The following is a 25,427-nucleotide window of genomic DNA, read 5'->3' as shown; positions in this document are numbered from 1 at the left end:
ACGCCACGCGCTCATTGGCGCCGCTGAAAATGCTCTGCTCACCAGTTTTTCAATTTCAGACCGGAACCTATTGCGCGTCTGGAATGCCAAGGGGGACCTGCACATGAACATGATAGCCAACATCAGAAGCGTCGATGCCAGGGAAAGCATTTTCAGCCGGCTCGACGTCTTGATCATCAGGCGGCCGCCATCGCCTGACGCCGCGCGAATCGAGGCCCGCCAACTCGTCTCGATGGCGATTGCCGACAGCTGCCAGGCCGACAGTCTCTGGGGTACAGTGGACGCCTTCCACGCCCATTTCGACTTCATGATGCAGACCATCGAAATCAACGGCGCCGATGCCCCGGGCCTCGGGCTGTTGCGCACGAAATGCCGTTTCTATCTCGAACAGGTCGAGGCCCTGAGCCTGTCGCTGGCCTACTGACAGGCCGCTTCGATCAAATTCGATCCTAGTTGCGCAGGCTGAACACGAACGGCGCTGTACGGCTCAGACGCGAACCGAGTTCCGGCGGCGGTGCCGGCACCGTGGCGCCTTGCAGCACGGCGAGCGCCGCACGGTCCAGATCCGCATCCCCTGAGGAACGAGAGAGCCTGGCAGACAGGACCCGGCCGGACGAGTCGACCGTGAAGGCGACATACGGCCTGCCTTCCGCGCCTCGGGCCTTGGCAGAACTGGGATAGCGCGTGTGCCGCTTGATCCAGGCACCCAGACGGGAGTCCCATTTGCTGGAGTCGCCGGAGCGCGACGTCGATTCCGCTGCCTTCGGCGCGGCGGTCCTGGCCGCGGGCCGTGCGTCGGCGCTGGCGACGGTTGCCGTCTTCGGCGGAGCCGCCTTCTCCTTCTTAAGCCGCGGCTTGGGCTTCTCGACAGGTTTTTTCGCCTTGGCCTCGACCGGTTTCTTGTCTTTGACAATTTCGACCGGTTTCGGCTGCGGCAAGGGAATGACGACGTCTGGCGTGACAGCCTCGACAACATCCGGGATGACCTCATCCGGCGGCGGCTGATCGGCCTGTTCAGCCGTTTCGGTCCGGTTGGGTTCGGCCTCGTCGGGCGCGACCGCTTCCGGCGGCTCGACAACCGGCTCCGCCTTTTCGACCGGTTCTTCAGGTGTCGGCTCGGTCGTCGGTGTCGGTTCGGTCTGATCTGGCGTCACCGCGTCCAGCGCGGCGACCTGTTCTTGTACGACCGGCATCACCACCATCGGCGCCATCTCGATCACCTGGGCCGGTGGCGGACCGCCGTCCGCTTCGGTGACCATGGTGAGATTCTGCACTGCATAGGCGACCGCGACATGGGCTCCGAGGACCAGCGCGGCAGCACCGGCCCACAAGCCAAGGTCGCGCCAGCCGAAGCGCGACATCTGGACCGAGGGCACGGCGACCGCTTGCGTCATGGCGCCGCCGCACCGGTGGCTGTGGGCGCGGGGGCATTGGACGCGGGAGCCGTCTCCAGGCCGACCAGCGCGATCTTCAGATAGCCGGCGCCGCGCAACAGGTTCATCGCCTCCATCAGGTCGCCATAGGCGACCGCCTTGTCGGCGCGCAGGAAGATGCGCGTCTGCTTGTCGCCCTTGGTCTTGGCGTCCAGCGTCGCGGCGAAAGCCGGGCGTGGCACGCCGTCATTGCCGATCGCCAGCGTCAGATCGTCCTTCAGCGTCAGGAACAGCGGTGTCTCGGGCCTCGGCGCGGGCGTTGCGGTCGAACCCGGCAGATCGACATTGACATCCACCGTGGCCAGCGGTGCCGCGACCATGAAGATGATCAACAGCACCAGGATGACATCGATGAACGGGGTGACGTTGATCTCGTGGCTTTCCTCGAGATCGTCATCCATGGTCTGTCGGATTCTGCTTCCCATGGCGCTACTCCGCTGCCAGTGGCGCGGCCGGCGCGACGGTGCGGAAGTCGAGGTCGCGGCTGACCAGTCGTTCGACCCCTGCCGAGGCATCGGCGAGGATCTGCCGATAGCCGGCTATCGAGCGGGCGAAGACGTTATAGATGACGACGGCCGGTATGGCCGCGACCAGGCCCATCGCGGTGGCCAGCAGCGCTTCGGCGATGCCCGGCGCGACCACGGCGAGATTGGTGGTCTGCGCCTGCGAGATGCCGATGAAGGCGTTCATGATGCCCCAGACCGTGCCGAACAGGCCGACGAAGGGCGCCGTCGAGCCGATCGTCGCCAGCACGCCGGTGCCGCGTGACATGCGCCGCGCCGCCGCCGCCTCGATGCGCGACAGGCGCGACGTAACCCGTTCCTTGAGGCCATCGCCTGAGACATGATCGAGGGCGCCGGCTGAGAGTGCGGTCTCCTCCTCGGCCGCCCGCACCAGCAGCGCGCCCGGGCCGCCGCTGCGGTCGAGGGTACTGCTGGCCTGCTTCAGCGTGGCGGCCTTGCCGATCGCCCGCACGGCGCGACGGATGCGCAGCTTGCCGCCGAAAAGCTCCAGCGACTTGGCCAGCCATATCGTCCAGGTGACGAGGGAGGCAAAGGCCAGCCCGATCATCACCGCCTTGACGACGATATCGGCCGCCATGAACATGCCCCATGGCGACAGGTCATGCGGCAAGGTCAATTCCATCGCCGTCGAAGGTCCGGCCTCGGCTGGCGCGGCCGTGTTCGGCTGGGTGCCCGGCTGCGAAGGCGCCATCGTGGCCGGCGGAGCGACTGCCGGTGCGGCGGGCGCCGGCGCAATCGGCGCTGGGGCCGTGGGAGCAACCGGGGTGGGGGCATCAATCGCCGGCGCGGCACCGGCCGGTTGCTCCTGGGCCATCGCGCTGCCGGCCGACAGGATGACGGATGCGACCAACGCCGCCAACAAACCAGTTCTCGACAACAGCTTCTTCCTTGTTCTCACAGCGGCCAGCCGCCTTCTATTTCCCGCCGCCGCACCAGATCTCGTCACTGCACATAGCCGACAGGCTGGCCGGTGACGGGGTGCGCGAACACGCCCATCTCCACGCCGAAAATGCCTTTCAGCACATCGCTGCGCATGATCTCGCCGGGTGTGCCGCGCGTCAGCAGCTTGCCGTCCTTGAGCGCGATCAGCTCGTCGCAGTAGCGCGCCGCCATGTTGGGATCGTGCAGCACGACGACGACGCACAGGTCGCGTTTGCGGCTGAGCTCCTTGACCAGCCCGAGCACCTCGACCTGATGGGCGATGTCGAGTGCCGAGATCGGCTCGTCGAGCAGCATGACGCCGGCGTTCTGCGCCACCAGCATGGCGAGCCAGGCGCGCTGGCGCTCGCCGCCCGACAATTCGTCCACCAGCCGGTCGGCAAAACCTTCCATGTCGGTCAGGGCCAGCGCCTCCTCGACATGCTGCCTGTCCTGCGCGCGGAAACGGCCAAGCGCGCCGTGCCAGGGATAGCGTCCCAACGTCGCCAGTTCGCGCACGGTCAGGCCAGTCGCCGCCGGTGTCGTCTGCGGCAGATAGGCAAGCGCGCGGGCAAATTCGCGGGCGCCCCATTGCGGCAGCGGACGCTTGGCGAAAGTGATGGCGCCTGAACTCGCCGGCTGCTGGCGCGCCATGAGCTTGATCAGCGTCGACTTGCCCGAACCATTGTGGCCGATCAGCCCATAGACCCGCGAGCGCTGCAGTTCGAGCGAGACCGGACCGAGCAGCGTCCGCTCGCCGACGGCAAAGCGCACCGCGTCGATATGGAAGGCAGTCTGGGCATCAATTCCAGCCATGCTCATGGCTTTTCTCCAGTGCGGCCGCCCGCATTTCCAGATTCCGGCTTTCAACGGCTCATGCCCGGTTGACTATGAAACATGACCTTACTAGTCAACATTGAAGATGACTGCAACGATCAACAAATCGTCGCGACCGGCAATATCGACATGAAATTTGGAAAAGGGGGGCAGGATGATCTCGGGACGTGGACTGATTTGGCAGGACCGGATGGCGCGAAAGCGCTTGCTGATGGCAGCGGTGTCGGTGCCGGCCCTGCTTGGCTGCGGCCATGCCCTGGCCCAGGAGACGGTCACCACCACCCTGGACCCGATCAACGTCCAGGAACGTGTCGAAAGCGCCTTCGGGCCGGTCAAGGGCTACGTGGCCACCAAGGGCTCCACCGGCACCAAGACCGACACGCCGCTGATCGAGACGCCCCAGTCGATATCGGTGATCACCAAGGACCAGATGGAAGCACAGGCGATCGACAACCTCGGCGGCGTTCTGCGCTACACGCCCGGCGCCACCGGCGATCTCTACGGCACCGACAATCGCGGCCTCGGCCTGCAATTGCGCGGCATTTCGAACGCCAACGGCGTCTTCTACAGGGACGGGCTGCAGCTCAAGGAGAGCAATTTCACCCTGTTCACCGCACTCGATTCCTATGGCGCGGAACGCTACGAGGTGCTGCGCGGACCAGCGTCGGTGCTCTACGGCCAGGCTAGCCCCGGCGGCATCATCAACTATGTCAGCAAGCGGCCGACCGAGGAAAACCTGCGCGAGATCGAACTCGGTGGCGGCAGCTTCAATCGCTATGAAGGCAAGTTCGATTTCAGCGGTGCCGTGAACGCCGACAAGTCGCTGCTGTTTCGCCTCACCGGTGCCGCTCACATGGGCGACACGCAGACCAATTTCGTCAAGGACGATCGCATCTTCATCGCGCCGGCGATCACCTGGCAGCCCGATGCCGACACCAGCCTGACCATCCTCGCCAACTATCAGCGCGACCGCTCGGGATGGGCGATGCAGTACCTGCCTGCCTACGGCACGGTCATACCGGGCAAGGACGGCAAGTACCTGCCGAACAGCATGTTCGTCGGCGAACCCGGCTTCGATTCCTACAACAACGACCAGGCCTCGATCGGCTACGAATTCGATCACCGTTTCAACGAAACTTGGCAGGTGCGACAGCATGCCCGCTACGTCCACCTCACCCACACCGAGGAGGGCGTCTTTGGTGGCGGACTGACGGACTCGAACGGCCTGGAACCTTCAAGCGGCGACTACTACCGTTACGCAGATGCCGGCGGCACCAAACTCAGCGGCGTCACCATCGACAACCAGGCACAAGCCGATTTCGACACCGGGCCGCTTGCCCACACGCTGCTCGTCGGCCTCGACTACAAACGCTACACTTACCGCGACTATGCCTCGGAAGGGACCGTCGAGGACGGTTTCAACATCTTCGATCCGGTTTACGGGTACCCGATCACCGATCTGACGCCCTACACCGATACCGACACCACCCAGCAGCAGGTCGGTCTCTATGCCCAGGACCAGGTCAAGTTCGGCAACTGGCGGCTGACCCTTGGCGGCCGCCAGGATTGGTCGGATGCCAAGGTCTACGGCAATCTGGCCGGCGGCTACATTCCCGAGCAGAAGGACAACGCCTTCACCAGCCGCGCCGGCCTGGTCTATCTCGCAGACAACGGCCTGGCACCCTATGTCAGCTATTCCGAGTCGTTCCAGCCGGTGGCCGGCGCCGATAGCGACGGCAATCTGTTCGTGCCCGAGACCGGCAGGCAGTACGAGATCGGCCTGAAGTACCAGCCGACTGGCTGGAATTCCTTCATTACGGCATCGGTTTTCGACCTGACCCGACAGAATGTCGTGCGTTCCGGTAATGAGGGCTCACCCAACGATCTGTTCCAGACCGGTGAGATCCGTTCGCGCGGCGTGGAATTCGAGGCCGTTGCCAGCCTCGATTCCGGCTTCGACCTGAGAGCGGCCTACACCTATCTCGACACGAAGATCACCAGGGCGACCGCTGTCGAAGACGTCAACGGCGTCTGGGTCAGCAACGAGGGCAACACGCCCTTCGGCGTGCCGGCCCATTCCGCATCGCTTTGGGCCAATTACACCTTCATGAGCGGCAAGCTCGAAGGTCTCGGCCTGGGCGCCGGTGTCCGCTATGTCGGCTCGACCTATGGCGACGACGCCAACAGCTTCAAGGTTCCGTCGGTCGTGCTCGCCGACGCGGCGGTGCATTACGCCTGGCAGAACGCCACGCTCAGCCTCAATGCCAGCAATCTGTTCGACAAACGCTACGTCGCCTCCTGCTTCTCCTCGGGCTTCGGCTGCTTCTACGGCGAGGGCCGCAGGATCAACGGTTCGGTGAAATACACATGGTAGAAGCAATGTGGCGGGCCGGCCCAAAATGGCGGCGCTGACACGGCGCCAGTATCTTGCCGGCCTCGCCGCGACCGGCCTCGCTTTGCCGGGCGGCACGGCACGCGCGGCACCTGCCCGCGTCGTCTGCCTGGAATGGACATCGGCCGAAATGGTGGTCTCGCTCGGCGTGTCGCCGCTCGCCGTCGGCGACACCAGGGGTTATGGCGACTGGGTCCAGGGCCCGGCGCTGCCGCAGGCCACCATCGACCTGGGATCGCGCAGCGAGCCCAATCTCGAACTGCTTCGGGAATTGCGGCCCGACCTGATCGTCGGCGCCTATGGCTATGGCTTGGACGAGAACAGCTTCACCAGATTGGCGCCGACCTTCAATGTGCCGTTCTACAGCGGCAAGGCTCCACCTTACGCGCAGGCGCAGCAGGTGACGCTGCAGCTTGGCGACATGCTTGGCCGTGGGACGGAAGCAGAAAACCTTGTCGGGCGCACCGAAGCCTCGATCGCCCAAGCGCGTGCCAGGCTGGAGCGGGCGGCGCAAAAACCGGTCTGCGTCGTCAGCATGTTCGACGATCGCCATGTCCGCGTCTACGGCGCCGGCAGCCTGCTGCAGAACGTCCTCGACCGGCTCGGCCTCGTCAATGCCTGGACTGGCGCCACCAATGAATGGGGTTTTTCGACGGTCGGCATCGAGGAACTGGTCGCCGTCGGCGAGGCGCAACTGATCTCGCTCGATCCGATCCCGCCGCACGTCAGGATCAGGATCGCCCGCAACTCGCTCTGGGCCAATCTGCCCTGCGTCCGGAACGGCCAGGTGCGGACCATTCCGCCGGTCTGGCCGTTCGGCGGTCTTACTGCCGCCGCGCGTTTCGCCGAATTCGTGGCAGCGGCATGATCGCTCAGGCAATGTCCCTGCCGCGACAGCGCGACGGCATCGGCGCGCTCATCCTGCTGGTGGCCGTGCCCGCGGGTCTGGCGCTGGTGCTGAGCGTCATCGATCTCATCCACCTTCTGCCGGCGCACCTGTGGTGGCAGGCGCTCACCGCCCCCGACACATCCGATCCAGTGCAGTTGCTGTATCGCTATGCTTTCCTGCCACGTGTCGCCGTCAGCGTGCTGGCCGGCGCGGCGCTCGGTCTCGCCGGTGTCGTCATGCAGCATGTGCTGCGCAACCCGCTGGCCGAGCCGACCACGATCGGCACCAATGCCGGAGCAAGCCTCGCTTTGGCGGCCGCCACCCTCTACGCACCATGGCTGCTGGAAGGCGGCCGTGAAGGGGTGGCGCTGGCTGGCGGCGCTCTCGCCACATCAGCCGTTTTCGCACTGGCGCGCGGGCGCAGCTTTTCGCCAGTGTCGATCATCATCGCCGGCCTCGTCGTCAGCCTCAGTTTCGGTTCGGCCGGCGCGCTGCTGATGGCGCTCAACCGCGAATACACCGAGGAGCTGTTCATCTGGCAGAGCGGCTCGCTGGTGCAGAATGGCGATGCGGCCGTCGTTGCTCTGGCGCCGTGGCTGCTGGCCGGCATCTGCGCCGCGTTCCTGCTCTGGCGACCGCTACGCCTGCTCGATCTCAGCGACGACGGCGCGGCATCGCTCGGCACCCGCCCGGCCGTCATCCGCCTTGCCGGCATGGCTGTCGCCGTCTCGCTTGGCGCGTTGGTCGTCGCCGAGGTCGGCGTCATCGGGTTCGTGGCGCTCGCTGCCCCGGCGCTGGCGCGGCTGGCCGGAGCGCGCACGCTTGGCCGCCGCCTGGTCTGGTCGCCGCTGGTCGGCGGCGCCCTGCTCTGGTTCACCGACCGTCTGGTGCAGCATCTGCCGTTCGCCGGCGAAATCCCCGCCGGCACCGCGACCGCTTTGCTCGGCGCGCCGCTGCTGCTGTTCCTGTTGCCGCGAATGCGAACCACCCCCGAAAGGCAGGCCGACATGGTGTCGTCGATACGCCTGCCGACAAACGGCCTGCCGTTGATCGCGGGCCTGCTGGCGCTCATCCTCGCGGTTGTCCTCGCCATCGGCTTTGGCCGTGGCGCAGGCGGTTGGCACTGGATCGCATCCGAGGATTTGACCGAGCTGCTTGCCCTGCGCGCGCCTCGCGTCGTCGTAGCCCTGTCGGCGGGCGTCCTGCTCGCGGTCGCTGGCACGCTGATGCAGCGCATGACCGGCAACCCGATGGCAGCACCCGAAGTGCTCGGCATTTCCGGCGGCGCCTCTTTCGGCGTGCTGGCGCTGCTGTTGCTCAGCGACGGCTTCGACCGCGCGGCAATGCTCGGCGCCGCACTCGCGGGCGCCTTGCTGGCGCTGACGATCGTCGTGCTGGTCGGGCGGCGCAATGCACTGTCGCCGGCGCGGCTGCTGCTTGCCGGCGTCGCCGTGGCGACGGTCGCGTCGGCCTTCGCCGCGCTGCTTCTGGCCAGCGGCGATCCGCGCACGGGCTTCCTGCTCGCCTGGCTATCGGGATCGACCTATCGCGCAACGCCCAATGATGCCTTCACTGCCGCTGCGGTCGCGGTCGCCGTCCTCGCGCTGGCGCCGCTGACGGCGCGCTGGCTCGATATAGTGCCGCTCGGCGAAACTGCCGCGCGTGGCCTTGGCCTGCGGCTTGGACGGGTTCGCGCCATTCTGCTGGCACTTACCGCGCTGGCCACCGCAACCGCGACATTGGTCATCGGCCCGCTGAGCTTCGTCGGCCTGATGGCGCCGCATCTCGCGCGCATGCTCGGCTTCCGCCGTGCCGTGCCGCAGCTTCTGGCCTCGGCCATGACAGGCGGGCTGATCCTCGTTGCCGCCGACTGGGCAGGCCGGACGCTGATCTTTCCCTGGCAGGTGCCGGCCGGGCTCATCGCCGCCTTCGTCGGCGGTCCCTATTTCATGGCGCTGATGTGGAAAAGCAGGCAATGAAGTCGGCCCTGGCATATTGCCGGCCCTGCCCTGCCGATTGTAAGCAGCGCCCATCGATGGCGGCCGGTGCCCTCGCCGCGTCCATCAAGACAGCTTGCGGTTCACCTCGATGATCAGACGTTTCCTGTCCTATTACGCGCCCTGGAAGGGGCTGTTCGCGCTCGACTTCTCCTGCGCGGTGCTGGCCGGCCTGCTCGAACTCGGCTTTCCCATGGCGGTCCGCACCTTCGTCGACCAGCTCCTGCCACGGCAGGACTGGACGCTGATCATCATCGCCTCGTCCGGGCTGCTGGTAATCTATCTGCTCAACACGGTGCTGATGGCGGTCGTCACCTATTGGGGCCACATGCTTGGCATCAACATCGAGACCGAGATGCGGCGCAAGAGCTTCGATCATCTGCAGAAACTGTCGTTCCGCTTCTACGACAACCACAAGACCGGCCATCTCGTCGGTCGCGTCACCAAGGATCTCGAGGAGATCGGCGAGATCGCGCATCATGGCCCCGAGGACCTGTTCATCGCCATCATGACGTTCGCCGGCGCCTTCGTGCTGATGTTCACGGTCAACATGCATCTGGCGCTGATCACGGCGGTGATCGTGCCTCTGATCGCCTGGGTGACGATGCGCTACGGCGACCGCATGGAGCGCAACTGGCAGGCGCTCTACCGGCGTGTCGGCGATTTCAACGTCCGCATCGAGGAGAATGTCGGCGGCATGCGCGTCGTCCAGGCCTTCGCCAACGAGGAGCATGAGCGCACGCTGTTCGCGCATGACAACCAGCGCTACCGCCAGACCAAGCTCGACGCCTACCGCATCATGTCGGCCAGCAATTCGCTGAACTACATGGGTATAAGGCTGATCCAGCTCGTGGTCATGATTGCCGGCAGCTACCTCGTCATCACGGGAGGCCTGAGCAATGGCGGCTTCGTCGGCTTCCTGCTTTTGGTCGGCGTCTTCGTGCGGCCGATCGAGAAGATCAATTCGGTGATCGAGACCTATCCAAAAGGCATTGCCGGCTTCCGCCGCTACACAGAGTTGCTCGACACCGAACCCGACATCGCCGACCGGCCCGGTGCCGTTACCGCCAGCGGCCTCAAGGGCTCCATCGAATATCGCGGTGTGAGCTTCGGCTACGGCGACGGCAAGCCGGTGCTGAAGGATATCGATCTCACCATCCGCGCCGGCGAAACCATCGCCTTCGTCGGGCCGTCAGGTGCCGGCAAGACCACCATATGCTCGCTGCTGCCGCGGTTCTACGAAGTCAGCGCCGGGCGGATCAGCATCGACGGCATCGATATCAGGGACATGACGCTCGCTTCGCTGCGCGGCCAGATCGGCATCGTCCAGCAGGATGTCTTCCTGTTCGGCGGCTCGATCCGCGAAAACATTGCCTATGGCCGTCTCGGCGCCTCCGACGACGCCATCGCCGATGCCGCGCGGCGGGCGCAGCTCGACGGCATGATATCAGGCCTGCCGGCCGGTTACGACACGATCATCGGCGAGCGCGGCGTAAAACTGTCCGGCGGCCAGAAGCAGCGGCTGGCGATTGCCCGTATGTTCTTGAAGAACCCGCCGATCCTGATCCTCGACGAGGCGACGTCGGCGCTCGACACCGAGACCGAGCGCGAAATCCAGAAATCGCTGGCCGAACTTGCCGAAGGCCGAACCACGCTGGTCATCGCACACCGGCTGGCCACGATCCGCGGCGCCGACCGCATCGTCGTCGTCTCGGAGTCGGGCGTCGTCGAGCAGGGGTCGCACAGCGAACTGATCCGTGCCGGCGGCATCTATCGACGCCTGCACGACGCCCAGCATCTGGTGTCATCGCGTTGATCCACTATGGTAGCGGCCAAGCAGGGAGCCCCCGGATGATCAAGGCAACGCCCTTCGACTTTCCCTTTGACGGCAGGCTGGTGGCCGAAAACACCGCGCTGATCGTCATCGACCTGCAGCAGGATTTCCTGTCGACGACGGGCTACTTCGCCAGGCAGGGCTATGATCCGTCGCCTCTGAGAGCGATCCTGCCGACGGTGAGCCGGCTGATCGCGGCCGCGCGCAAGGCCGGCGTCAGGGTCATCCATACCAGGCAGGGCTATAGGGCCGACATGGCCGATATGACGCCTTACGAAAAATGGCGCCGCAAGCGCTCCGGTCTCGACGGCACCGATATCCTGCTGCGCTCGGGCACGGGGTTCCAGATCGTTCCGGAGATCGACGTGGCACCGCACGACATCATCGTCGACAAGACCTGCAACAGCGCCTTCATTTATACGGATTTCGAGCTTGTGCTCCGCGCGCAAGGCATCACGCATCTCATGTTTTCCGGATGCACGACGGATGTCTGCGTCCACACCACGCTGCGCGAAGCCTGCGACCGCAACTTTCAATGCCTGACGATTTCCGACGCCTGCGCCAGCGGCGACAAACAAGCCCACGAGGCCGCGCTTCATATGGTGACGGTCGAAGATGGCGTCTTCGGCGCGCTGGCGGATTCGGGCGCTGTCATTGAAGGCCTGTCGCGGCTTGGCGACAGGCCAGAGGCAACAAAAGGCTGAAGGACTTCAGCCCGTTGCGCGCGTCTCCAATCCTGCACGAGACGCATATGCCCCAGGCTGGAATGCCTCGTGTTCGCGACGCGCCAGCGAATTGCGCAGCAGGGCGATCGTTTCCCGGCCGAGCGTTGCGATCTCGCGTGGCGTGTCGACACCGACAATCATGAATTCATCGATCCCGAGGGCTGCATAGGCAAGCAGCGACAGGGCGGCCTGGGCTGGCGGCCCGGCAACATCGACCGCCTTGTGACCGGAGGCGGAAGCACCTTGGTGAATCCCGACCGGAAGCGCGAAGCGCAGCTTGCCGGCCCGGCCATGTTCGGCGGCGGAGCGGCGCACCCGCTCCATCAATTGCCGGATCTCGTCGATCGAGCCCGGCGCCAGTTCAAAGACATCGGCATGTCGGCCGGCCACCTTGAGCGCCGTTCCGGACTGCCCGCCCATGCGGATGACCAGGTCGGCGCCGTGCGGTCCCTTGCGCGGCACGTAGCCGCCCTTGATGCTGTAGAACGTTCCTTCGTGGTCGAAGGGCCGGTCGTTCGACCACAGCCGCTTCAGCAGCACCAGATATTCGTCTATTCGCTGCCAGATGACGGTGTGCCCGACCGGCCGTGTTTCGGCGTCGGCATCGCTCAGCGGCTCGCTGATCATTCTCAGCGCCAGGCGTCCGCCGCTTTGCCTGTCGATCGACGCCAGTTGGCGGGCCGCCACGGTCGGTTCGACCACGCCCGCCCAATGGGTGAGCACGACTTCCAGTGACGAGGTGCGATCGAGCACCTGGGCCGCAAGATCCATGTTGGTCAGCAGTCCGGCCGAATCGTCGACGACGATCTTGCGGAAGCCGCCGTCCTCGATCAGCCCGAGCTTGGTCGCGGTCTCGGCAAAGTCGTAGAAAAAGGGAACCGCGGCATCGGCGGTCTTGCCGGGAATATGCGTGAACTCGATCGGCATTGCCATGTCCTCCGTGGTGTCGGGCGCGCGAAAGCACGCCGAGGATTCGGTTCATTCAACTCCGATTGCTTGTAAGCGGTGGGGGCGGCTAACCCCGGTCGATCTGACGACTCAGGGAATAAGACCCAGAACAACGGCCCCGGTGAACACGAACGCAAGGGCAAAGACGAGATAGGCGAAAGCCCCGGCATAGGCCGGGCGGAAGGTCTGGGCATTGGCCGCCCGCTGACCACTGCGATCCGTCTGGGCGTTCTGGATATAGGACATATCGACCTCCGTCTCGTCGGTTAATCTATAAAACTTGTAGACTTTGTCGATTGCTATTTTTCGGTCGAATCTAGAATAATTTTCTCCTAGGTGATGGGAAGTTGGTAGCCACTTGCTTACAGGGGCACTCGGGCGGCCGATCCGTATGGCGCGTCCGTTTTCGGGTCTGCGTCCGAATGGACCTATGGCCTTGCCCTCGCGGCATTCAATTCGTGGATTGGCCGCCCGTCGCCGGCGCGGTAGCATCGCCCAACCAGCAAAGCGAAATCGTCACATAGGGGCAGAAAAAATGGGCACGAGACTGGCCGGCAAGGTCGCCATCATTTCGGGCGGCGCGACGGGAATGGGTGGAGCAGCCTCGGAGCTGTTCGCCGCCGAAGGCGCCAAGGTGGCGATCATCGACCGCAACGGCGAGGCGGCCGCCGCAACCGCAGCGACAATCAGGGCACGCGGCCATGTCGCCGAGCATTTTGTCGCCGACGTCTCCGACGAGGCACAGGTCGAAGCCGCCGTGAAGGGTGCTATCGAAAAACTCGGGCCCATCACCGTGCTGTTCAACCACGCCGGCACCATCGTGATAAAGCCCTTCCTGGAGACCACGGTGCAGGAATGGGATTGGCTGCATGCCGTCAATGTGCGCTCGATGTTCCTGATGACGCGCGCCGTTTTGCCCGGCATGATTGCGGCGGGCGGCGGCTCGATCGTCTGCACCTCGTCGATCTCGGCGGTGGCGGCTACTCCCAACGAAGTGCTCTACGACACCACCAAGGGCGCTTGCCACATGTTCGCCCGCGCCATCGCCGTCGAGTTCCGCGACCGCAACATCCGCTGCAACGCCGTCTGCCCGGGCTTCATCCGCACGCCGCACGGCCTGCGCGAGGTTGCCGACCTCGGCAGGCTCGGCATCGATGTCTCGGACGCAGCGCTGGCCGCGCAGCAGGGCCGCATCGGCGAGCCGGAAGAGGTGGCGAGGGCGGCGCTTTACCTCGCCAGCGACGAGTCGAGCTTCGTCAACGGCACGCATCTGTTCGTCGACAACGGTTTTACCGCGATGTGAACAGCTACGCCGACAGCCGCCCGGCTGTCAGCGCTCTTCCCGTCTAAATGGCTTGAGCAGCGCCGACGGTGCCACCGCGTTGCGCGACATCACAGCCATGGCGACGATGGTGAAGATGAACGGCAGCATCAGGAACGCCTCGTAGGGGATGTGTCCGAGCCCGCTCGCCTGCATGCGCAGCTGCAAGGCATCGACGAAGGCGAACAGAAGTGCCGCACCCGCCGAGCGCCATGGATCCCAGCGGCCGAAGACGACCAGCGCGATGGCCACCCAGCCGCGCCCCGACACCACGCCGAAGGTGAAGGCGTTGAACTGCGCCATCGACAGGAAGGCGCCGGCCAGCCCCATCAGCGCGCCGCCGAGGACAACCGCCTGAAAGCGTGTGGCGATGACACTGACACCGGCCGAATCCGCGGCACGCGGATTTTCACCGACCATGCGCACCGACAGGCCCCATGGCGTGCGGTAGAGCATGAAAGCGGCCAAGGGAATGGCCAGGATCGCCATGTAGACCAGCGCGAACTGGTTGAACACCGCCGGCCCGAGCACCGGAATGTCGGCCAGGATCGGGATCGGCAGCGTCTGAAAACCATTGATGTTGGGCGGCACAGACTGCTGGCCGAAGATCAGCCGGTAGAGGAAATAGGCAAGGCCCGACGAGAACAGCGTCACGCCGATGCCGCAGACATGCTGGCTGAGGCCGAGCACCACCGTGAACAACGCATGCAGCGCACCCATCAGCATGCCGGTCAGCACCGCCGCCAGCACGCCGAGCCACAGGCTGCCGCTGAGGCTGGCAGCGGTGAAGCCTGTCATCGCCGACAAAAGCATGATGCCTTCGATGCCGAGATTGAGCACGCCGGCCCGTTCCGAGAACATTTCGCCCAGCGTTGCAAAAGCCAGCGGCGTGGCGATACGAATGATCGCGGCCAGAAAACCGACCTGGAAGATCTGTTCGAACACCGCGCTCATCGGGCAACCCCGACGCGGCGGATGCGATAGGCGGTGAACAGCAGCGCCACCAGCATGGCGAGCAGTGCAGTGCCCTGGATGACATCGCTGAGGAAGGCCGGCACGCCGGTCGCCCGCGACATCGCCTCGGCGCCGGTCATCACGGCGGCAAGGAAGATCGCCGCCGGCACGACGCCAAGCGGGTTGAGCCGCGCCAGCATGGCAACGACGATGCCGGAATAGCCGTAGCCCGGCGAGATGTCGCTCATCACCTGGAAATGCACGCCGCCGACCTCGCCGACGCCGGCCAGTCCGGCCAGCGCGCCGGACAGCAGCGCTGTCGAGATCAGCACGCGCTCGACATGGATGCCGCCATATCTGGCCGCTTCCGGGTTTTCGCCGGTGACCCTTATCCTGAAGCCGAGCGTGGTGCGCACGATCAGGAACCAGATCAGCGGTGCCGCCAGCAGCGCCACGATAACGCCGAGATGCAGCCTTGTACCTTCGATCAGCACAGGGAAATTGGCCGAATCCTCTATCGGCGGCGAGATCGGATAGCCGCTGAAGGAGTCCTTCCACGGTCCTTCGATCAGCGCCATCAGCGCGTAGTAGATGACCGAGTTGAGCAGCAGCGAACTGACGACATCGTCGACCTTGAATTTTACCCTGAGGGTCGCCGGCACCAGCGCGACCGCGGCCCCGGCCGCAGCGCCTGCGACCGCCATCAACACCATGGCGAGCGGTCCCGGCATCGGGATGGCGCCGACAAAGCAGCTGGCCACCGCGCCGGCCAGCAATTGACCCTCGGCGCCGATGTTCCAGAATTTTGCCCGGAAGGCGACCGCCACCGCCAGTCCGGTGAAGATCATCGGCGCGGCGCGCACCATCGTTTCGGTGATCGCATAGCTGTCGCCCAGCGAGGCCGTGAACATCACGCCATACGCATTGAGCACGCCGGCGCCGGCCAGCGCGATCAGACCGCTGCACAGGACGAGCGTCGCGCCGATAGCCAGCAGCGGTAAAGCGAGGTTGAACCAGGCGGGCGTCGAGGTGCGGACTTCCAGGCGAAACATCAGGCGTGTCCCTCCGCCCCGGTCATCATCAGGCCGAGCTGTGCGATCGTTGCATCGGCGCTGTCGAGCGTGCCGACAATGCGGCCCTCATACATCACCGCGATGCGATCGCAGAGCACCAGCAGCTCTTCCAGATCCTCGCCGATGACGATGATGCCGCAGCCCTTGGCCCGCATGTCGAGGAACTTTTCGTGGATGAAACGCGCCGCGCCGATATCGAGGCCGCGCGTCGGCTGCGAGACGATCAGAACCTTCGGGTCGAAAGCGAGTTCGCGCGCCAGAAGGGCCTTCTGCAGATTGCCGCCGGACAGCGCTCCCGCGCGGGTCATCGGCCCGGGGCACCTGATATCATAGGCCTTGATCTGCTCTTCCGCGAAGGCGCGGATCGCATCCGGCTTGAGCAGGCCCTTGCTGCTGAACGCCGCGGTGCCGATGCGCGGCAACACCATCGAATCGGCAAGCGGCAGGTTGGTAACCAGCCCCGTCGTCATACGGTCTTCCGGGATGCGGCCAAGACCGAGCGCCTGCACTTCGCGCGGCGAAAAGCGTGAGACTTTCTGGCCGGCGATCGTCATCCGGCCGGCGTCAGGTACGCGCACGCCGGAGATGACCTCCGCCAGCGCGCGCTGGCCATTGCCCGACACGCCGGCAATGCCGAGGATTTCGCCTGCACGCACGGCAAGCGACACGTCGCGCAGCGCCGTACCCGAATGACGCGAGGTGGAAATGCCATTGAGGGTGAGCACAGCGGCACCCGGCGTCGATGGTCCCCGCGCCGGCGGCACGATCTCATGGCCGCACATCAGTTGCGCCATTGCGGACGATGTCGTGTTGGCGGGATCGTCGACGCGGCCGGCGACGCGCCCATGCCGCAGCACGGTGCAGCGATGCGTCAGTGCCCGCACCTCGTTGAGCTTGTGCGAGATGAAGATGATGCCGAGCCCTTGCGCCGCCATCGACCGCAACGCCGAAAACAGCCCGTCGACCTCGCTCGGCGCCAGCACCGCCGTCGGCTCGTCGAGGATCAAGAGCCTGGCGCCGCGAAACAGTGCCTTGACGATTTCGAGCCGCTGCTGCTCGCCGACCGACAGCGCCGAGACCGGAAGATCGGGATCAAGCGTCAGCCCATGCTGGCGGCCGATCTCGGCCAGCCGCGCCAGCCCGCCGGCGCGGTCGATCCGCCCTGTCTTGCCGGGAATGCCTATCAGCAGGTTCTCCAGCACCGTCAGCCTTGGCGCCAGATGAAAATGCTGGTGCACCATACCGATGCCGGCGGCTAGCGCATCGGCGGAACTTGTGATCCGCACCGGCCTGCCCTGGATGAGAATCTCGCCGGCGTCGGGCGCATAGGCGCCGAACAGCACATTCATCAGCGTCGTCTTGCCGGCGCCGTTCTCGCCCAGCAACCCGAGGATTTCGCCGGGCGCGACGCTGAGATCAACGGCCTCGTTCGCCTTGACGACGCCGAAGCTCTTGGTGATGCCGCGCATTTCGATGAGGGGGGCGGACAAGGGGGCTCCTGAACGGACGGGCTTTGCGATTCAGCTTTGATTGAGAGGAATACGCTGCACCCCCCTCTGGCCTGCCGGCCATCTCCCCCTCAAGGGGGAAATTGGATGTCATATCGGCTTTCGCCAATTTTCTTGAAAGAACAGCGCGTCGCCGAAACTGCTAATCTCCCTCCTTGAGGGGGAGATGTCCGGCAGGACAGAGGGGGGCGCCTAGCGCCAGCCCCTCAAACCAGAACTCAATCCGAAACCGGCGTGTTCTCGTCCACGTCGACGCGGAAATTGCCTTCGAGGATCTCGGCTTTCTTCTTTTCGACCAGCTCCTTCACATCAGCCGGCAGCGTCTTGTCGAACTTGTGGTAAGGCGCCAGATGCGAGCCGCCCTTGGCCATGCGCGAGAAGTCGCCATAGTCCTGCGCGGTGAAGACGCCGGCCTTGACCAGCTTGATCGCCTGTTCGACCGTCGGATACATGTCCCAGACCGGGCCGGTGATGACCGTATCCGGGCCGAGACTCGATTGGTCGGACATGTTGGAGATGGCAAGGATCTTCTTGTCGACCGCCGCTTCGATGACACCGAAGCGCTCGGCATAGATGACGTCGACACCGGCGTCGATCTGCGCGACCGCCGCTTCCTTGGCCTTGGGCGGATCGAAGAACGAGCCGATGAAGGCGACCTTCTTCTTGATGTTCGGGTTGACCTCCTTGGCGCCGGCGAAGAAGGCGTTGACCAGCCGGTTCACTTCCGGAATGCCCATCGCCGCGACGGCGCCGATCGTGCCCGACTTCGACATCTTGCCGGCGATCATGCCGGAGAGATAGGCGGGCTCGTGGATCCAGTTGTCGAACACGCCGAAATTCGGTTCTGCGGGCCCAGCACCGGAGCCGAACAGCCAGGCGGTCTTCGGGAACTGCTTGGCGGTGCGGCGCGATTCACGCTCGGCGGCGAAGGCATCACCCAGCACCAGCTGGTAGCCGCCTTGCGCGTATTCGCGCATGACGCGGCTGAAATCGGCGGTCTGCACCTTCTCCGACCATTTGTATTCGATGCCGAGTTCCTTCTCGGCCTTCTGCAGGGCGACATGGATCTGGTTGTCCCATGGCTCCTCGATCGGCGTGGCGAAGATCGCCGCCACCTTCAGTTTCTTGTCCTTGCCGAAGGCTGCACCCGGCAGCACTGCCGCAGCCAGGCCAAGCGCGCCCAACTCCAGCACATTGCGTCGCGAAAGCCCTTCGCGTGCGGATTGAAATCTGTTCTTTCGGTTTTCCATTGCATTCCCCTCTGTTCGACAGCCGTGTCGAGCCGGCTGTTCTAAAAATCAGACGAGGAACTATGGAACGGGTCCGGACTTTTGTCCACGTGGTCAAATTTGACCGCACCGGATTCTCGAAGTCAGCCGGAGAGACTTGCCGATCAGACCCGTTCCAGTGCGATCGCGATGCCCTGGCCGACGCCGATGCACATGGTGGCAAGCGCATACCGGCCGCCGCGCTCGCGAAGCTCCAGCGCCGCCGTGCCGGATATGCGGGCGCCCGACATGCCCAGGGGATGGCCGAGCGCGATGGCGCCGCCATTCGGGTTGACGTGTTCGGCGTCCTCGGCAATGCCGAGCTGGCGCAGCACGGCGATGCCTTGCGAGGCAAAGGCCTCGTTGAGCTCGATGACGTCGAACTGTTTTGGCGTCAGGCCAAGCCGCGCGCAGAGTTTTTGCGTCGCCGGCAGCGGGCCGATGCCCATGATGCGCGGCGCCACGCCGGCGGCAGCCACGCCGAGGATGCGGGCGATCGGCGTCAGCCCATACTTTTTCACCGCCGCCTCGGAGGCAACGATCAGCGCCGCCGCGCCGTCATTGACGCCGGAAGCATTGCCGGCCGTCACCGTGCCGCCCTGCCGGAACGGCGTCGGCAGCTTGGCCAGCGCCTCGACCGTTGAGCCTGCGCGGGGGTGTTCATCCTTGCTGACAATGAGCGCATCGCCCTTGCGCTGCAGGATGGTCACTGGGGTGATCTCCTTCGCCAATCTTCCATTGGCTTGTGCGGCGACGGCCTTGTTCTGGCTGCGCACTGCGAAGGCGTCCTGGTCGGCCCGCGACACCGAAAAATCCTCGGCGACGTTCTCGCCGGTTTCCGGCATGGAATCGACGCCATACTGCTTCTTCATCAGCGGGTTGACGAAGCGCCAGCCGATGGTGGTGTCGTAAATCTCGGCATTGCGCGAGAACGCCGTGTCGGCCTTGGGCATGACGAAGGGTGCCCGGCTCATCGATTCGACGCCGCCCGCGATCATCAGCTCCGCCTCGCCGGCCTTGATGGCTCGGGCGGCAATGGTCAGCGCATCCATGCCGGAGCCGCACAGGCGATTGACGGTCGAGCCCGGGACCTCCTTTGGCAGCCCGGCCAGCAGCAGCGCCATGCGCGCTACGTTGCGATTGTCCTCGCCGGCCTGGTTGGCGCAGCCATAGACGACATCGTCGATCGCCTGCCAGTCGATGCCCGGATTGCGCTCGGCCAGCGCCCTCAGCGGTATCGCGCCAAGATCGTCCGATCGCACCGAAGACAGCGAGCCACCGAAGCGGCCGATCGGCGTGCGGATGTAGTCGCAGATATAGGCCTCGGCCATGTCATGCAGCCTTTGCTTTTCCGGTTCCCTCATGCGCCGCCTTGGTGCGGGCCTGCAGGTCGCGCAATGTCTTCAATTCGAGTTCGCTTGGCGCCGGTGTTTCGTCAAGCGCCTCCGCGAACTTTACCACCCAGCCACAGCTCTCCTGCACCTGCTGGCGGGTGACGCCCGGATGCAACGACACGACGGTGAATTCCTTGGTCACCGGATCCGGCTTCCAGATGGCGAGATCGGTGATGAGCAAGGTCGGACCTGATGTGTCGATGCCAAGCCGCTTGCGATGATCGCCACCCTCGCCATGGCCGAAGGAGGTGAAGAAGTCGATCTTCTCGACCATGCCGCGCTTGGTCTGCGCCATTGTGATGTAGATCTGCTTCGACGAGGTCGCGATCTCCGGCGCGCCGCCGCCGCCGGGCAGCCTGGTCTTGGGATGGAAATAGTCGCCGATGACCGTGGTGTTGATGTTGCCGAACTTGTCGAGCTGCGCCGCCCCCAAAAAACCGATCGAGATGCGGCCGCCCTGCAGCCAGTAGCGGAACATCTCCGGCACCGCGACGGTGGTGACGGCGGTCTCGCACAATTCGCCATCGCCGATCGACAGCGGCAGCACGTCGGGCGCGGTGCCGATCGTGCCGCTCTCGTAGATCAGCGTGATGTCAGGCGCATGCGTCAGCCGCGCCACATTGCAGGCCGCGGACGGTGCGCCGATGCCGACGAAGCAGACATCGTCATTCCTGAGCGCCCTGCTGGCAGCGATCGTCATCATCTCGTTGGGGGTGAAACCCAATGGATTGTCGCTCATGCCGCTTTCCTCAAATGCTCGACCCGGGCCGCGAAATCGCCGGCGCTCTTCTCCAAGACATTGGCCTGCATCCACGCCTGGAATTTGTCACGGTCGGCGGCGATCTCGTCCCATTCCAGATAGGCCGCATTGTCACGCGCATAATAGCCATGTGCGTAGGACGGGTGCGAGCCGCCTGGCACGACGGATATCGCCGCGATCGTCCAGCGCGGCAGCACGGTCAGATTGGGGTGCAGATCGTCGAAATTATCGACCACTTCCTCCACCGTCACCACCGCTCGCTTGGCCGCCAGCACCGCTTCCTTCTGGATGCCGATGATGCCTTCGACCAGCACATTGCCTTGTCTGTCGGCCTTCTGCGCATGGATGAAGGTGACGTCAGGCCTGATCGAAGGAACAGCCGCCAGCACCTCGCCGGTGAACGGACAGGTGACAGACTTGATGTTCGGATTGACCGCCGCGAGGCCAGCACCGCGATAGCCGCGAAACACCGCGCAGGGCAGACCGGCCGCGCCCGCCTCATAGGCATTGGCCATGCCGGCATGGCTGTGCTCCTCGATCTCGATCGATCTGGGGAAACCGTTCTCGATGGCGTCGCGGGCGCGCCGCAGCAGGCCGACGCCGGGATTGCCGACATAGGAGAAGACAATTTTCTTCGCCATGCCCATACCGATCATCTGGTCGTAGATCAGGTCCGGCGTCATGCGGACCAGGGTCAGGTCGCGAAAACCCTGACGGATCGCCTCATGCGCCGCCGCCGTCGGGATCAGATGGGTGAAACCCTCGAAGGCGACCGTGTCATCATCGTTCAAATTCTCCGCAACGGCCTGTTTGAGCGGCAGGAACTTGACCATCGCATCGGCTCCGGGTTCAAAAAGTTCGTATTGCGAACATATGTTTTATATGCGATACTTTCTACGCTGGGGGAGGGCGAGGAGTCAATCCTGGCGTCGATGCCGTTCCCGCGGAGTTGAGATGGACGAAGAAGCCGCTTCCCGTGATCATGTCGGCTCGCTCGAGCGCGGCCTTGCCGTCATGGAGATCCTGGCTCGGCATCCCTCGGGCATGACGCTGACCGAAATGGCCGAGGAAGCGGGCCTGACCCGCGCCGGCGCCCGCCGCTTTCTGCTGACGCTCACCGCCACCGGCTATGCAACGCAAGCCGGCCGCGTGTTCTCGCTGTCGCCACGCTTGCTGACGATCGCCCGCACCTGGCTCGGCGGCGCCTCGCTCTGGGCCTTCGCCGCACCCATCATGCGCGCTGTCGCCGCACAGCTGAACGAGGCCTGTTCGGCGGCGATCCTGTCGGGTGCCGATGTCGTCTATGTCGCCCGTATTCCCGGCCGCCGCATCCTCAGCGTGTCGCTCGATGTCGGCACCAGGCTGCCGGCCTATTGCACCTCGATGGGACGCATCCTGCTTGCCGGTCTGACGCCTCAGGAATTGGACGCATTCCTCGGCCAGGCGACGATCGAGAGACGGACGCCGAAGACGATCACCGACAGGCGTTTGTTAGCCAACGCCATCGGCAAGGCGAAAGCGGACGGCTTTGCCATCGTCGACGAGGAACTGGAACTCGGCCTGCGCTCGATCGCCGTGCCGATCCGCGACCGCGCAGAACGCACGGTCGCGGCCATCAACGTCTCGACGCAGTCGGCGCGGTTTTCGGTCGCGGAGATGGAACGGGAGATTCTGCCGGTGTTGCTGGAGGCCAGGCAGCGGATTGAAGATTTTTTTGTGGTTTAAGAGGCCTTCTCCAACAACCTTCACCGTCGGCGGGACAGCGCCCCCCTCTGCCCTGCCGGGCATCCCCCCTCTTGGGGGGAGATCGGACGTCACGCCGGCTTTCGCCAATCTCCAACGACGCAGGAATGGGCGAAGCCACCAATCTGCCAATCTCCCCCCTTGAGGGGGATGTCCGGCAGGACTGAGGGGGGCGCGAAGGATCGCGGCGTTTTGCAATTCGCCGCCGCCCCGCCGACCCTCAATGCTTGATGCGATCCCGCATGGCATACCACAGCATGCCCAGCACATAGAGCGGACCGCGCAGCGCCGTGCCGCCGGGGAATGGCATCGGGGTCAGCGTCGAGAACAAATCGAGCCGCGAGGCGTCGCCGGTGATCGCTTCGGCCAGGAGCTTGCCGGACAACGTCGACAGGATGACGCCCTTGCCGGAATAGCCATGCGCGAAATAGACTTCGCCATAGTGCCCGACATGCGGCAGCCTGGATGTCGTCACCGACACCAGCCCGCCCCAGGCGTGATCGATGCGGCAGCCCTGAAGTTGCGGGAAGGTGGCTTCCATATGCGGCCGCACGAAGCCGGCGATATCGGCCGGCGGTGACGGCGTGTAGCGCTCGCCGCCGCCGAACAGCAGCCGGCCGTCCGCCGACATCCGGTAATAGTTGACGACAAAGCGTGTGTCGGACACCGCGACATTGGCCGGGATGACATTGCGCTTGCCCTCCAGCGGCTCGGTGGCGACGATGTAGTTGCCGACCGGCATGATGCGGCTGTTGACGCGCGGCTCCAGCCCATCGAGCAGAGCGTCACCGGCCAGCACGACATGTTTTGCACGCACCGATCCCTTTGCCGTCGAGATCCGGATCGAAGGCTCACGCTCCAGCTTCACCGCCACCGAATTCTCATGGATGACGACGCCGGCAGCAGTCGCCGCGCGGGCAAGGCCGAGCGTGTAGTTCAGCGGATGCATGTGGCCGCCGAGCGGCTCATACATCGCGCCATGATATAATGTGTCGACCTTGGCTCGGGCCTGCGCCGCCGACAGGATCTCGACATCGCGGAATTTCATCACGCTTTCAAGGCACTTGGCCTCTTCCTCGAGATCCTTGAGGTCGGAACCGTTGACCGCGCCGACCAGATGACCGGTCAGCTTGAGATCGCAATCGATGGCATGGCGCTCGATGATGTCGAGCACCAGCCCGCGCGCCTCGAACGCAAGATCGAACAGCACCTTTGCCCGCTCCGGCCCGTAGAGCTTGACCAGGCCCTTGGCGCCCTTGCGCAAGCCGGGGATCATCTGGCCGCCATTGCGGCCCGATGCGCCCCAGCCGATCTTGCCGCCTTCGAGCAGCACCACCTTCAACCCGCGCTCGGCGGCGTGAAGGGCGGCCGACAGGCCGGTGCAGCCGCCGCCGACGACAACCAGGTCGGTGTCGACGTCGCCGACCAGCGCCGGATGGTCCGGCGCCGGATTGGCGGTGGCGACATAATAGGATTTTGCGATATCGAGGCCCGAATTGAAGCCCGTTGAACTGGAAGCCATGATCACACCTTCAGCAGAAGGTGGTCGCGTTCCCAGCTCGTCACCACGCCCTGGAACAGGTCGAGCTCGACGCTCTTTACGCGCAGATAAGTCTGGAAGAAATCCTCGCCGAGCAGTTCCCGCACCGGGCCGCAAGCCTCGAAACGATCGAGCGCCTCCTCCATCGTCTTCGGCAGCGTGCTCTTGATCTTGTAGGCATTGCCCGACGCCTCGGGCGAGCGCGCCAGTTTCTGCTCGACGCCGAGATAGCCGGCAAGCAGCGAGCCGGCGATCGCCAGGTAAGGATTGGAATCCGCACCCGGAAGCCGGTTCTCCACCCGCCGCGCCGCGCGGCCGCCGGCCGGCACGCGCAGGCCGCAGGAGCGGTTGTCATGCGACCATTCGATGTTGGCCGGCGCGCTGTGGTTCGGCCTGATGCGGCGGAACGAGTTCACGTTGGGCGCGAACAGCGGCATGATTTCGGGGACATATTTCTGCAGGCCGCCGATGAAGTGGCCGAACATTGCGGTGTCGGCATCGTCGCTGCCGGCAAACAAAGTCCTGCCGGCCTCGTCGATGACCGACATGTGCAGATGCATCGAGCTGCCGGCCTGTGCGGCGATCGGCTTGGCCATGAAGGTGGCGTGCATGCCGCTTTGCTGCGCGGCCTGGCGCGTCAGCCGCTTGAACAGCAGCACCTTGTCGGCCAGCGGCAGCGCATCGCCATGCAGGAAGTTGATCTCCAACTGCGCGGTTCCCGACTCATGGATCAACGTGTCGAGCGGCAGGCCGGCCGCCGCCGCATAATCGTAAATGCGGCGGATCACCGGCTCGAACTCCTCGAGCCCGGCCATATCGTAGGGATGCTGCACGGTCTCGGCGCGGCCATTGGCGCCGACCGGGGCGGTCAGCGGACGGTCGGGATCCGGATTGGGCGCGGTGAGATAGAATTCCACCTCGGGCGCCACCACTGCCCGCCAGCCGCGCTTGGCGTAGAGGTCGAGCACGGCGCGCAGCACATGGCGCGGCGAGGCCATCCAGGGCCGGTCGTCCATATGGAAGGCATCGGCAAAGACATAGGCCTTGCCGGGAGCGGCACCCGGCGCCAGGCAGAGCGTCGATACATCAGGCACCATGCGCATGTCCGGATCCGAATAGGCAAAACCCTCGTCGATCGAGCCGGAATAGCGGCCGTCGATGCTGACCAGGAAAGCGCTGCTCGGCAGATAGAGCGCGCGGTCTTCAAGCGCCTGGAGGAATTTGGCCGTCGGCAAGGCCTTGCCGCGCAGGACGCCGTTCATGTCGGGCACCAGGCACTCGACTTCGTTGATGCCGTGCCGGGCCAGCCAGGCCTTGGCATCGTTGCCGCTGGAGAGCGAGATGTTCTTGTTGTTGTCAGGCATTTTCG

23 protein-coding genes are annotated in these 25,427 nt (G+C 64.9%); 8 read left to right on the top strand and 15 right to left on the bottom strand.

What is annotated here, in order from left to right; all coding sequences use genetic code 11:
• Window positions 1-103 precede the first annotated feature (103 nt).
• Window positions 104-424: a hypothetical protein gene (locus AC0NIL_RS05640; RefSeq protein WP_275953478.1), complete on the top strand. Its 321-nt coding sequence runs from the start codon at window positions 104-106 to the stop codon at window positions 422-424.
• Window positions 425-449: 25 nt separating this feature from the next.
• On the opposite strand, the gene AC0NIL_RS05635 is transcribed toward AC0NIL_RS05640, so the two are convergent.
• The 4 genes from AC0NIL_RS05635 to AC0NIL_RS05620 all read right to left on the bottom strand — a co-directional run bounded on the left by AC0NIL_RS05635 (window position 450) and on the right by AC0NIL_RS05620 (window position 3,691).
• The gene (locus AC0NIL_RS05635; protein ID WP_473572890.1) at window positions 450-1,394 is read right to left on the bottom strand and encodes a TonB family protein; all 945 of its coding nucleotides are present in this window, start codon (window positions 1,392-1,394) and stop codon (window positions 450-452) included.
• Window positions 1,391-1,858 (bottom strand): TonB system transport protein ExbD, encoded by a 468-nt coding sequence (gene exbD, locus AC0NIL_RS05630; protein ID WP_013528969.1) that lies wholly within the window; start codon window positions 1,856-1,858, stop codon window positions 1,391-1,393. The genes AC0NIL_RS05635 and exbD overlap by 4 nt, the downstream gene beginning before the upstream one ends.
• Window positions 1,859-1,862: 4 nt before the next feature.
• Window positions 1,863-2,834, bottom strand: coding sequence for a tonB-system energizer ExbB (gene exbB / locus AC0NIL_RS05625; protein WP_473572888.1), 972 nt, complete (start codon window positions 2,832-2,834; stop codon window positions 1,863-1,865).
• A 65-nt stretch (window positions 2,835-2,899) separates the two neighbouring features.
• The gene (locus AC0NIL_RS05620) at window positions 2,900-3,691 is read right to left on the bottom strand and encodes an ATP-binding cassette domain-containing protein (protein WP_027163015.1); all 792 of its coding nucleotides are present in this window, start codon (window positions 3,689-3,691) and stop codon (window positions 2,900-2,902) included.
• Window positions 3,692-3,902: 211 nt separating this feature from the next.
• Here AC0NIL_RS05620 and AC0NIL_RS05615 point away from each other — a divergent pair, with 211 nt between their 5' ends.
• The 5 genes from AC0NIL_RS05615 to AC0NIL_RS05595 all read left to right on the top strand — a co-directional run bounded on the left by AC0NIL_RS05615 (window position 3,903) and on the right by AC0NIL_RS05595 (window position 11,528).
• Window positions 3,903-6,086: a TonB-dependent siderophore receptor gene (locus AC0NIL_RS05615; protein ID WP_473572887.1), complete on the top strand. Its 2,184-nt coding sequence runs from the start codon at window positions 3,903-3,905 to the stop codon at window positions 6,084-6,086.
• 25 nt (window positions 6,087-6,111) lie between these two features.
• Window positions 6,112-6,972: an ABC transporter substrate-binding protein gene (locus AC0NIL_RS05610; protein WP_473572886.1), complete on the top strand. Its 861-nt coding sequence runs from the start codon at window positions 6,112-6,114 to the stop codon at window positions 6,970-6,972.
• A complete protein-coding gene (fhuB, locus tag AC0NIL_RS05605) occupies window positions 6,969-8,972 on the top strand; it encodes a Fe(3+)-hydroxamate ABC transporter permease FhuB (RefSeq protein WP_473572884.1) in 2,004 nt (667 codons plus the stop codon). Before AC0NIL_RS05610 ends, fhuB begins: the two co-directional genes overlap by 4 nt.
• A 109-nt stretch (window positions 8,973-9,081) precedes the next feature.
• Window positions 9,082-10,806: an ABC transporter ATP-binding protein gene (locus tag AC0NIL_RS05600; protein ID WP_473572883.1), complete on the top strand. Its 1,725-nt coding sequence runs from the start codon at window positions 9,082-9,084 to the stop codon at window positions 10,804-10,806.
• A 35-nt stretch (window positions 10,807-10,841) separates the two neighbouring features.
• On the top strand, window positions 10,842-11,528 hold the full coding sequence (locus AC0NIL_RS05595; protein WP_013528962.1) for a cysteine hydrolase family protein: 687 nt from the start codon (window positions 10,842-10,844) through the stop codon (window positions 11,526-11,528).
• A gap of 6 nt (window positions 11,529-11,534) precedes the next feature.
• On the opposite strand, the gene AC0NIL_RS05590 is transcribed toward AC0NIL_RS05595, so the two are convergent.
• Entirely contained in the window at window positions 11,535-12,476 is a 942-nt protein-coding gene (locus AC0NIL_RS05590; RefSeq protein WP_013528961.1) for an LLM class flavin-dependent oxidoreductase, read from the bottom strand.
• Between the two features lie 111 nt (window positions 12,477-12,587).
• Window positions 12,588-12,743 (bottom strand): hypothetical protein, encoded by a 156-nt coding sequence (locus AC0NIL_RS05585; RefSeq protein ID WP_013528960.1) that lies wholly within the window; start codon window positions 12,741-12,743, stop codon window positions 12,588-12,590.
• Between the two features lie 289 nt (window positions 12,744-13,032).
• Between AC0NIL_RS05585 and AC0NIL_RS05580 the strand changes: the two genes are divergently transcribed.
• Window positions 13,033-13,800: an SDR family NAD(P)-dependent oxidoreductase gene (locus tag AC0NIL_RS05580; RefSeq protein WP_473572881.1), complete on the top strand. Its 768-nt coding sequence runs from the start codon at window positions 13,033-13,035 to the stop codon at window positions 13,798-13,800.
• Window positions 13,801-13,827: 27 nt separating this feature from the next.
• Here AC0NIL_RS05580 and AC0NIL_RS05575 read toward each other — a convergent pair whose 3' ends face one another.
• The 7 genes from AC0NIL_RS05575 to AC0NIL_RS05545 form a co-directional block, all read right to left on the bottom strand.
• Window positions 13,828-14,772, bottom strand: a complete 945-nt coding sequence (locus AC0NIL_RS05575) for an ABC transporter permease (RefSeq protein ID WP_473572880.1) — start codon at window positions 14,770-14,772, stop codon at window positions 13,828-13,830.
• Window positions 14,769-15,824: an ABC transporter permease gene (locus tag AC0NIL_RS05570; RefSeq protein ID WP_024504732.1), complete on the bottom strand. Its 1,056-nt coding sequence runs from the start codon at window positions 15,822-15,824 to the stop codon at window positions 14,769-14,771. The genes AC0NIL_RS05575 and AC0NIL_RS05570 overlap by 4 nt, the downstream gene beginning before the upstream one ends.
• The gene (locus AC0NIL_RS05565; RefSeq protein ID WP_473572879.1) at window positions 15,824-17,335 is read right to left on the bottom strand and encodes an ABC transporter ATP-binding protein; all 1,512 of its coding nucleotides are present in this window, start codon (window positions 17,333-17,335) and stop codon (window positions 15,824-15,826) included. The genes AC0NIL_RS05570 and AC0NIL_RS05565 overlap by 1 nt, the downstream gene beginning before the upstream one ends.
• Window positions 17,336-17,571: 236 nt before the next feature.
• On the bottom strand, window positions 17,572-18,603 hold the full coding sequence (locus AC0NIL_RS05560) for a BMP family protein (protein WP_275953468.1): 1,032 nt from the start codon (window positions 18,601-18,603) through the stop codon (window positions 17,572-17,574).
• Between the two features lie 143 nt (window positions 18,604-18,746).
• Window positions 18,747-19,952 (bottom strand): 3-oxoadipyl-CoA thiolase, encoded by a 1,206-nt coding sequence (gene pcaF, locus AC0NIL_RS05555; protein WP_275953467.1) that lies wholly within the window; start codon window positions 19,950-19,952, stop codon window positions 18,747-18,749.
• Window position 19,953: 1 nt separating this feature from the next.
• On the bottom strand, window positions 19,954-20,754 hold the full coding sequence (locus AC0NIL_RS05550; protein WP_275953466.1) for a CoA-transferase subunit beta: 801 nt from the start codon (window positions 20,752-20,754) through the stop codon (window positions 19,954-19,956).
• On the bottom strand, window positions 20,751-21,608 hold the full coding sequence (locus AC0NIL_RS05545) for a CoA transferase subunit A (RefSeq protein WP_063173322.1): 858 nt from the start codon (window positions 21,606-21,608) through the stop codon (window positions 20,751-20,753). Before AC0NIL_RS05545 ends, AC0NIL_RS05550 begins: the two co-directional genes overlap by 4 nt.
• A 121-nt stretch (window positions 21,609-21,729) precedes the next feature.
• Here AC0NIL_RS05545 and AC0NIL_RS05540 point away from each other — a divergent pair, with 121 nt between their 5' ends.
• A complete protein-coding gene (locus AC0NIL_RS05540; protein ID WP_127366787.1) occupies window positions 21,730-22,500 on the top strand; it encodes an IclR family transcriptional regulator domain-containing protein in 771 nt (256 codons plus the stop codon).
• 238 nt (window positions 22,501-22,738) lie between these two features.
• On the opposite strand, the gene AC0NIL_RS05535 is transcribed toward AC0NIL_RS05540, so the two are convergent.
• A complete protein-coding gene (locus AC0NIL_RS05535; RefSeq protein ID WP_473572877.1) occupies window positions 22,739-24,040 on the bottom strand; it encodes an NAD(P)/FAD-dependent oxidoreductase in 1,302 nt (433 codons plus the stop codon).
• Window positions 24,041-24,042: 2 nt separating this feature from the next.
• Window positions 24,043-25,422, bottom strand: coding sequence for a glutamine synthetase family protein (locus AC0NIL_RS05530; RefSeq protein WP_473572875.1), 1,380 nt, complete (start codon window positions 25,420-25,422; stop codon window positions 24,043-24,045).
• Window positions 25,423-25,427: the final 5 nt, after the last annotated feature.

The sequence above is a fragment of the Mesorhizobium sp. WSM1343 genome (assembly GCF_055901535.1).
Note: the sequence above shows the minus strand (reverse complement) of the source record. Positions and strands in the feature narration are given on the sequence as shown.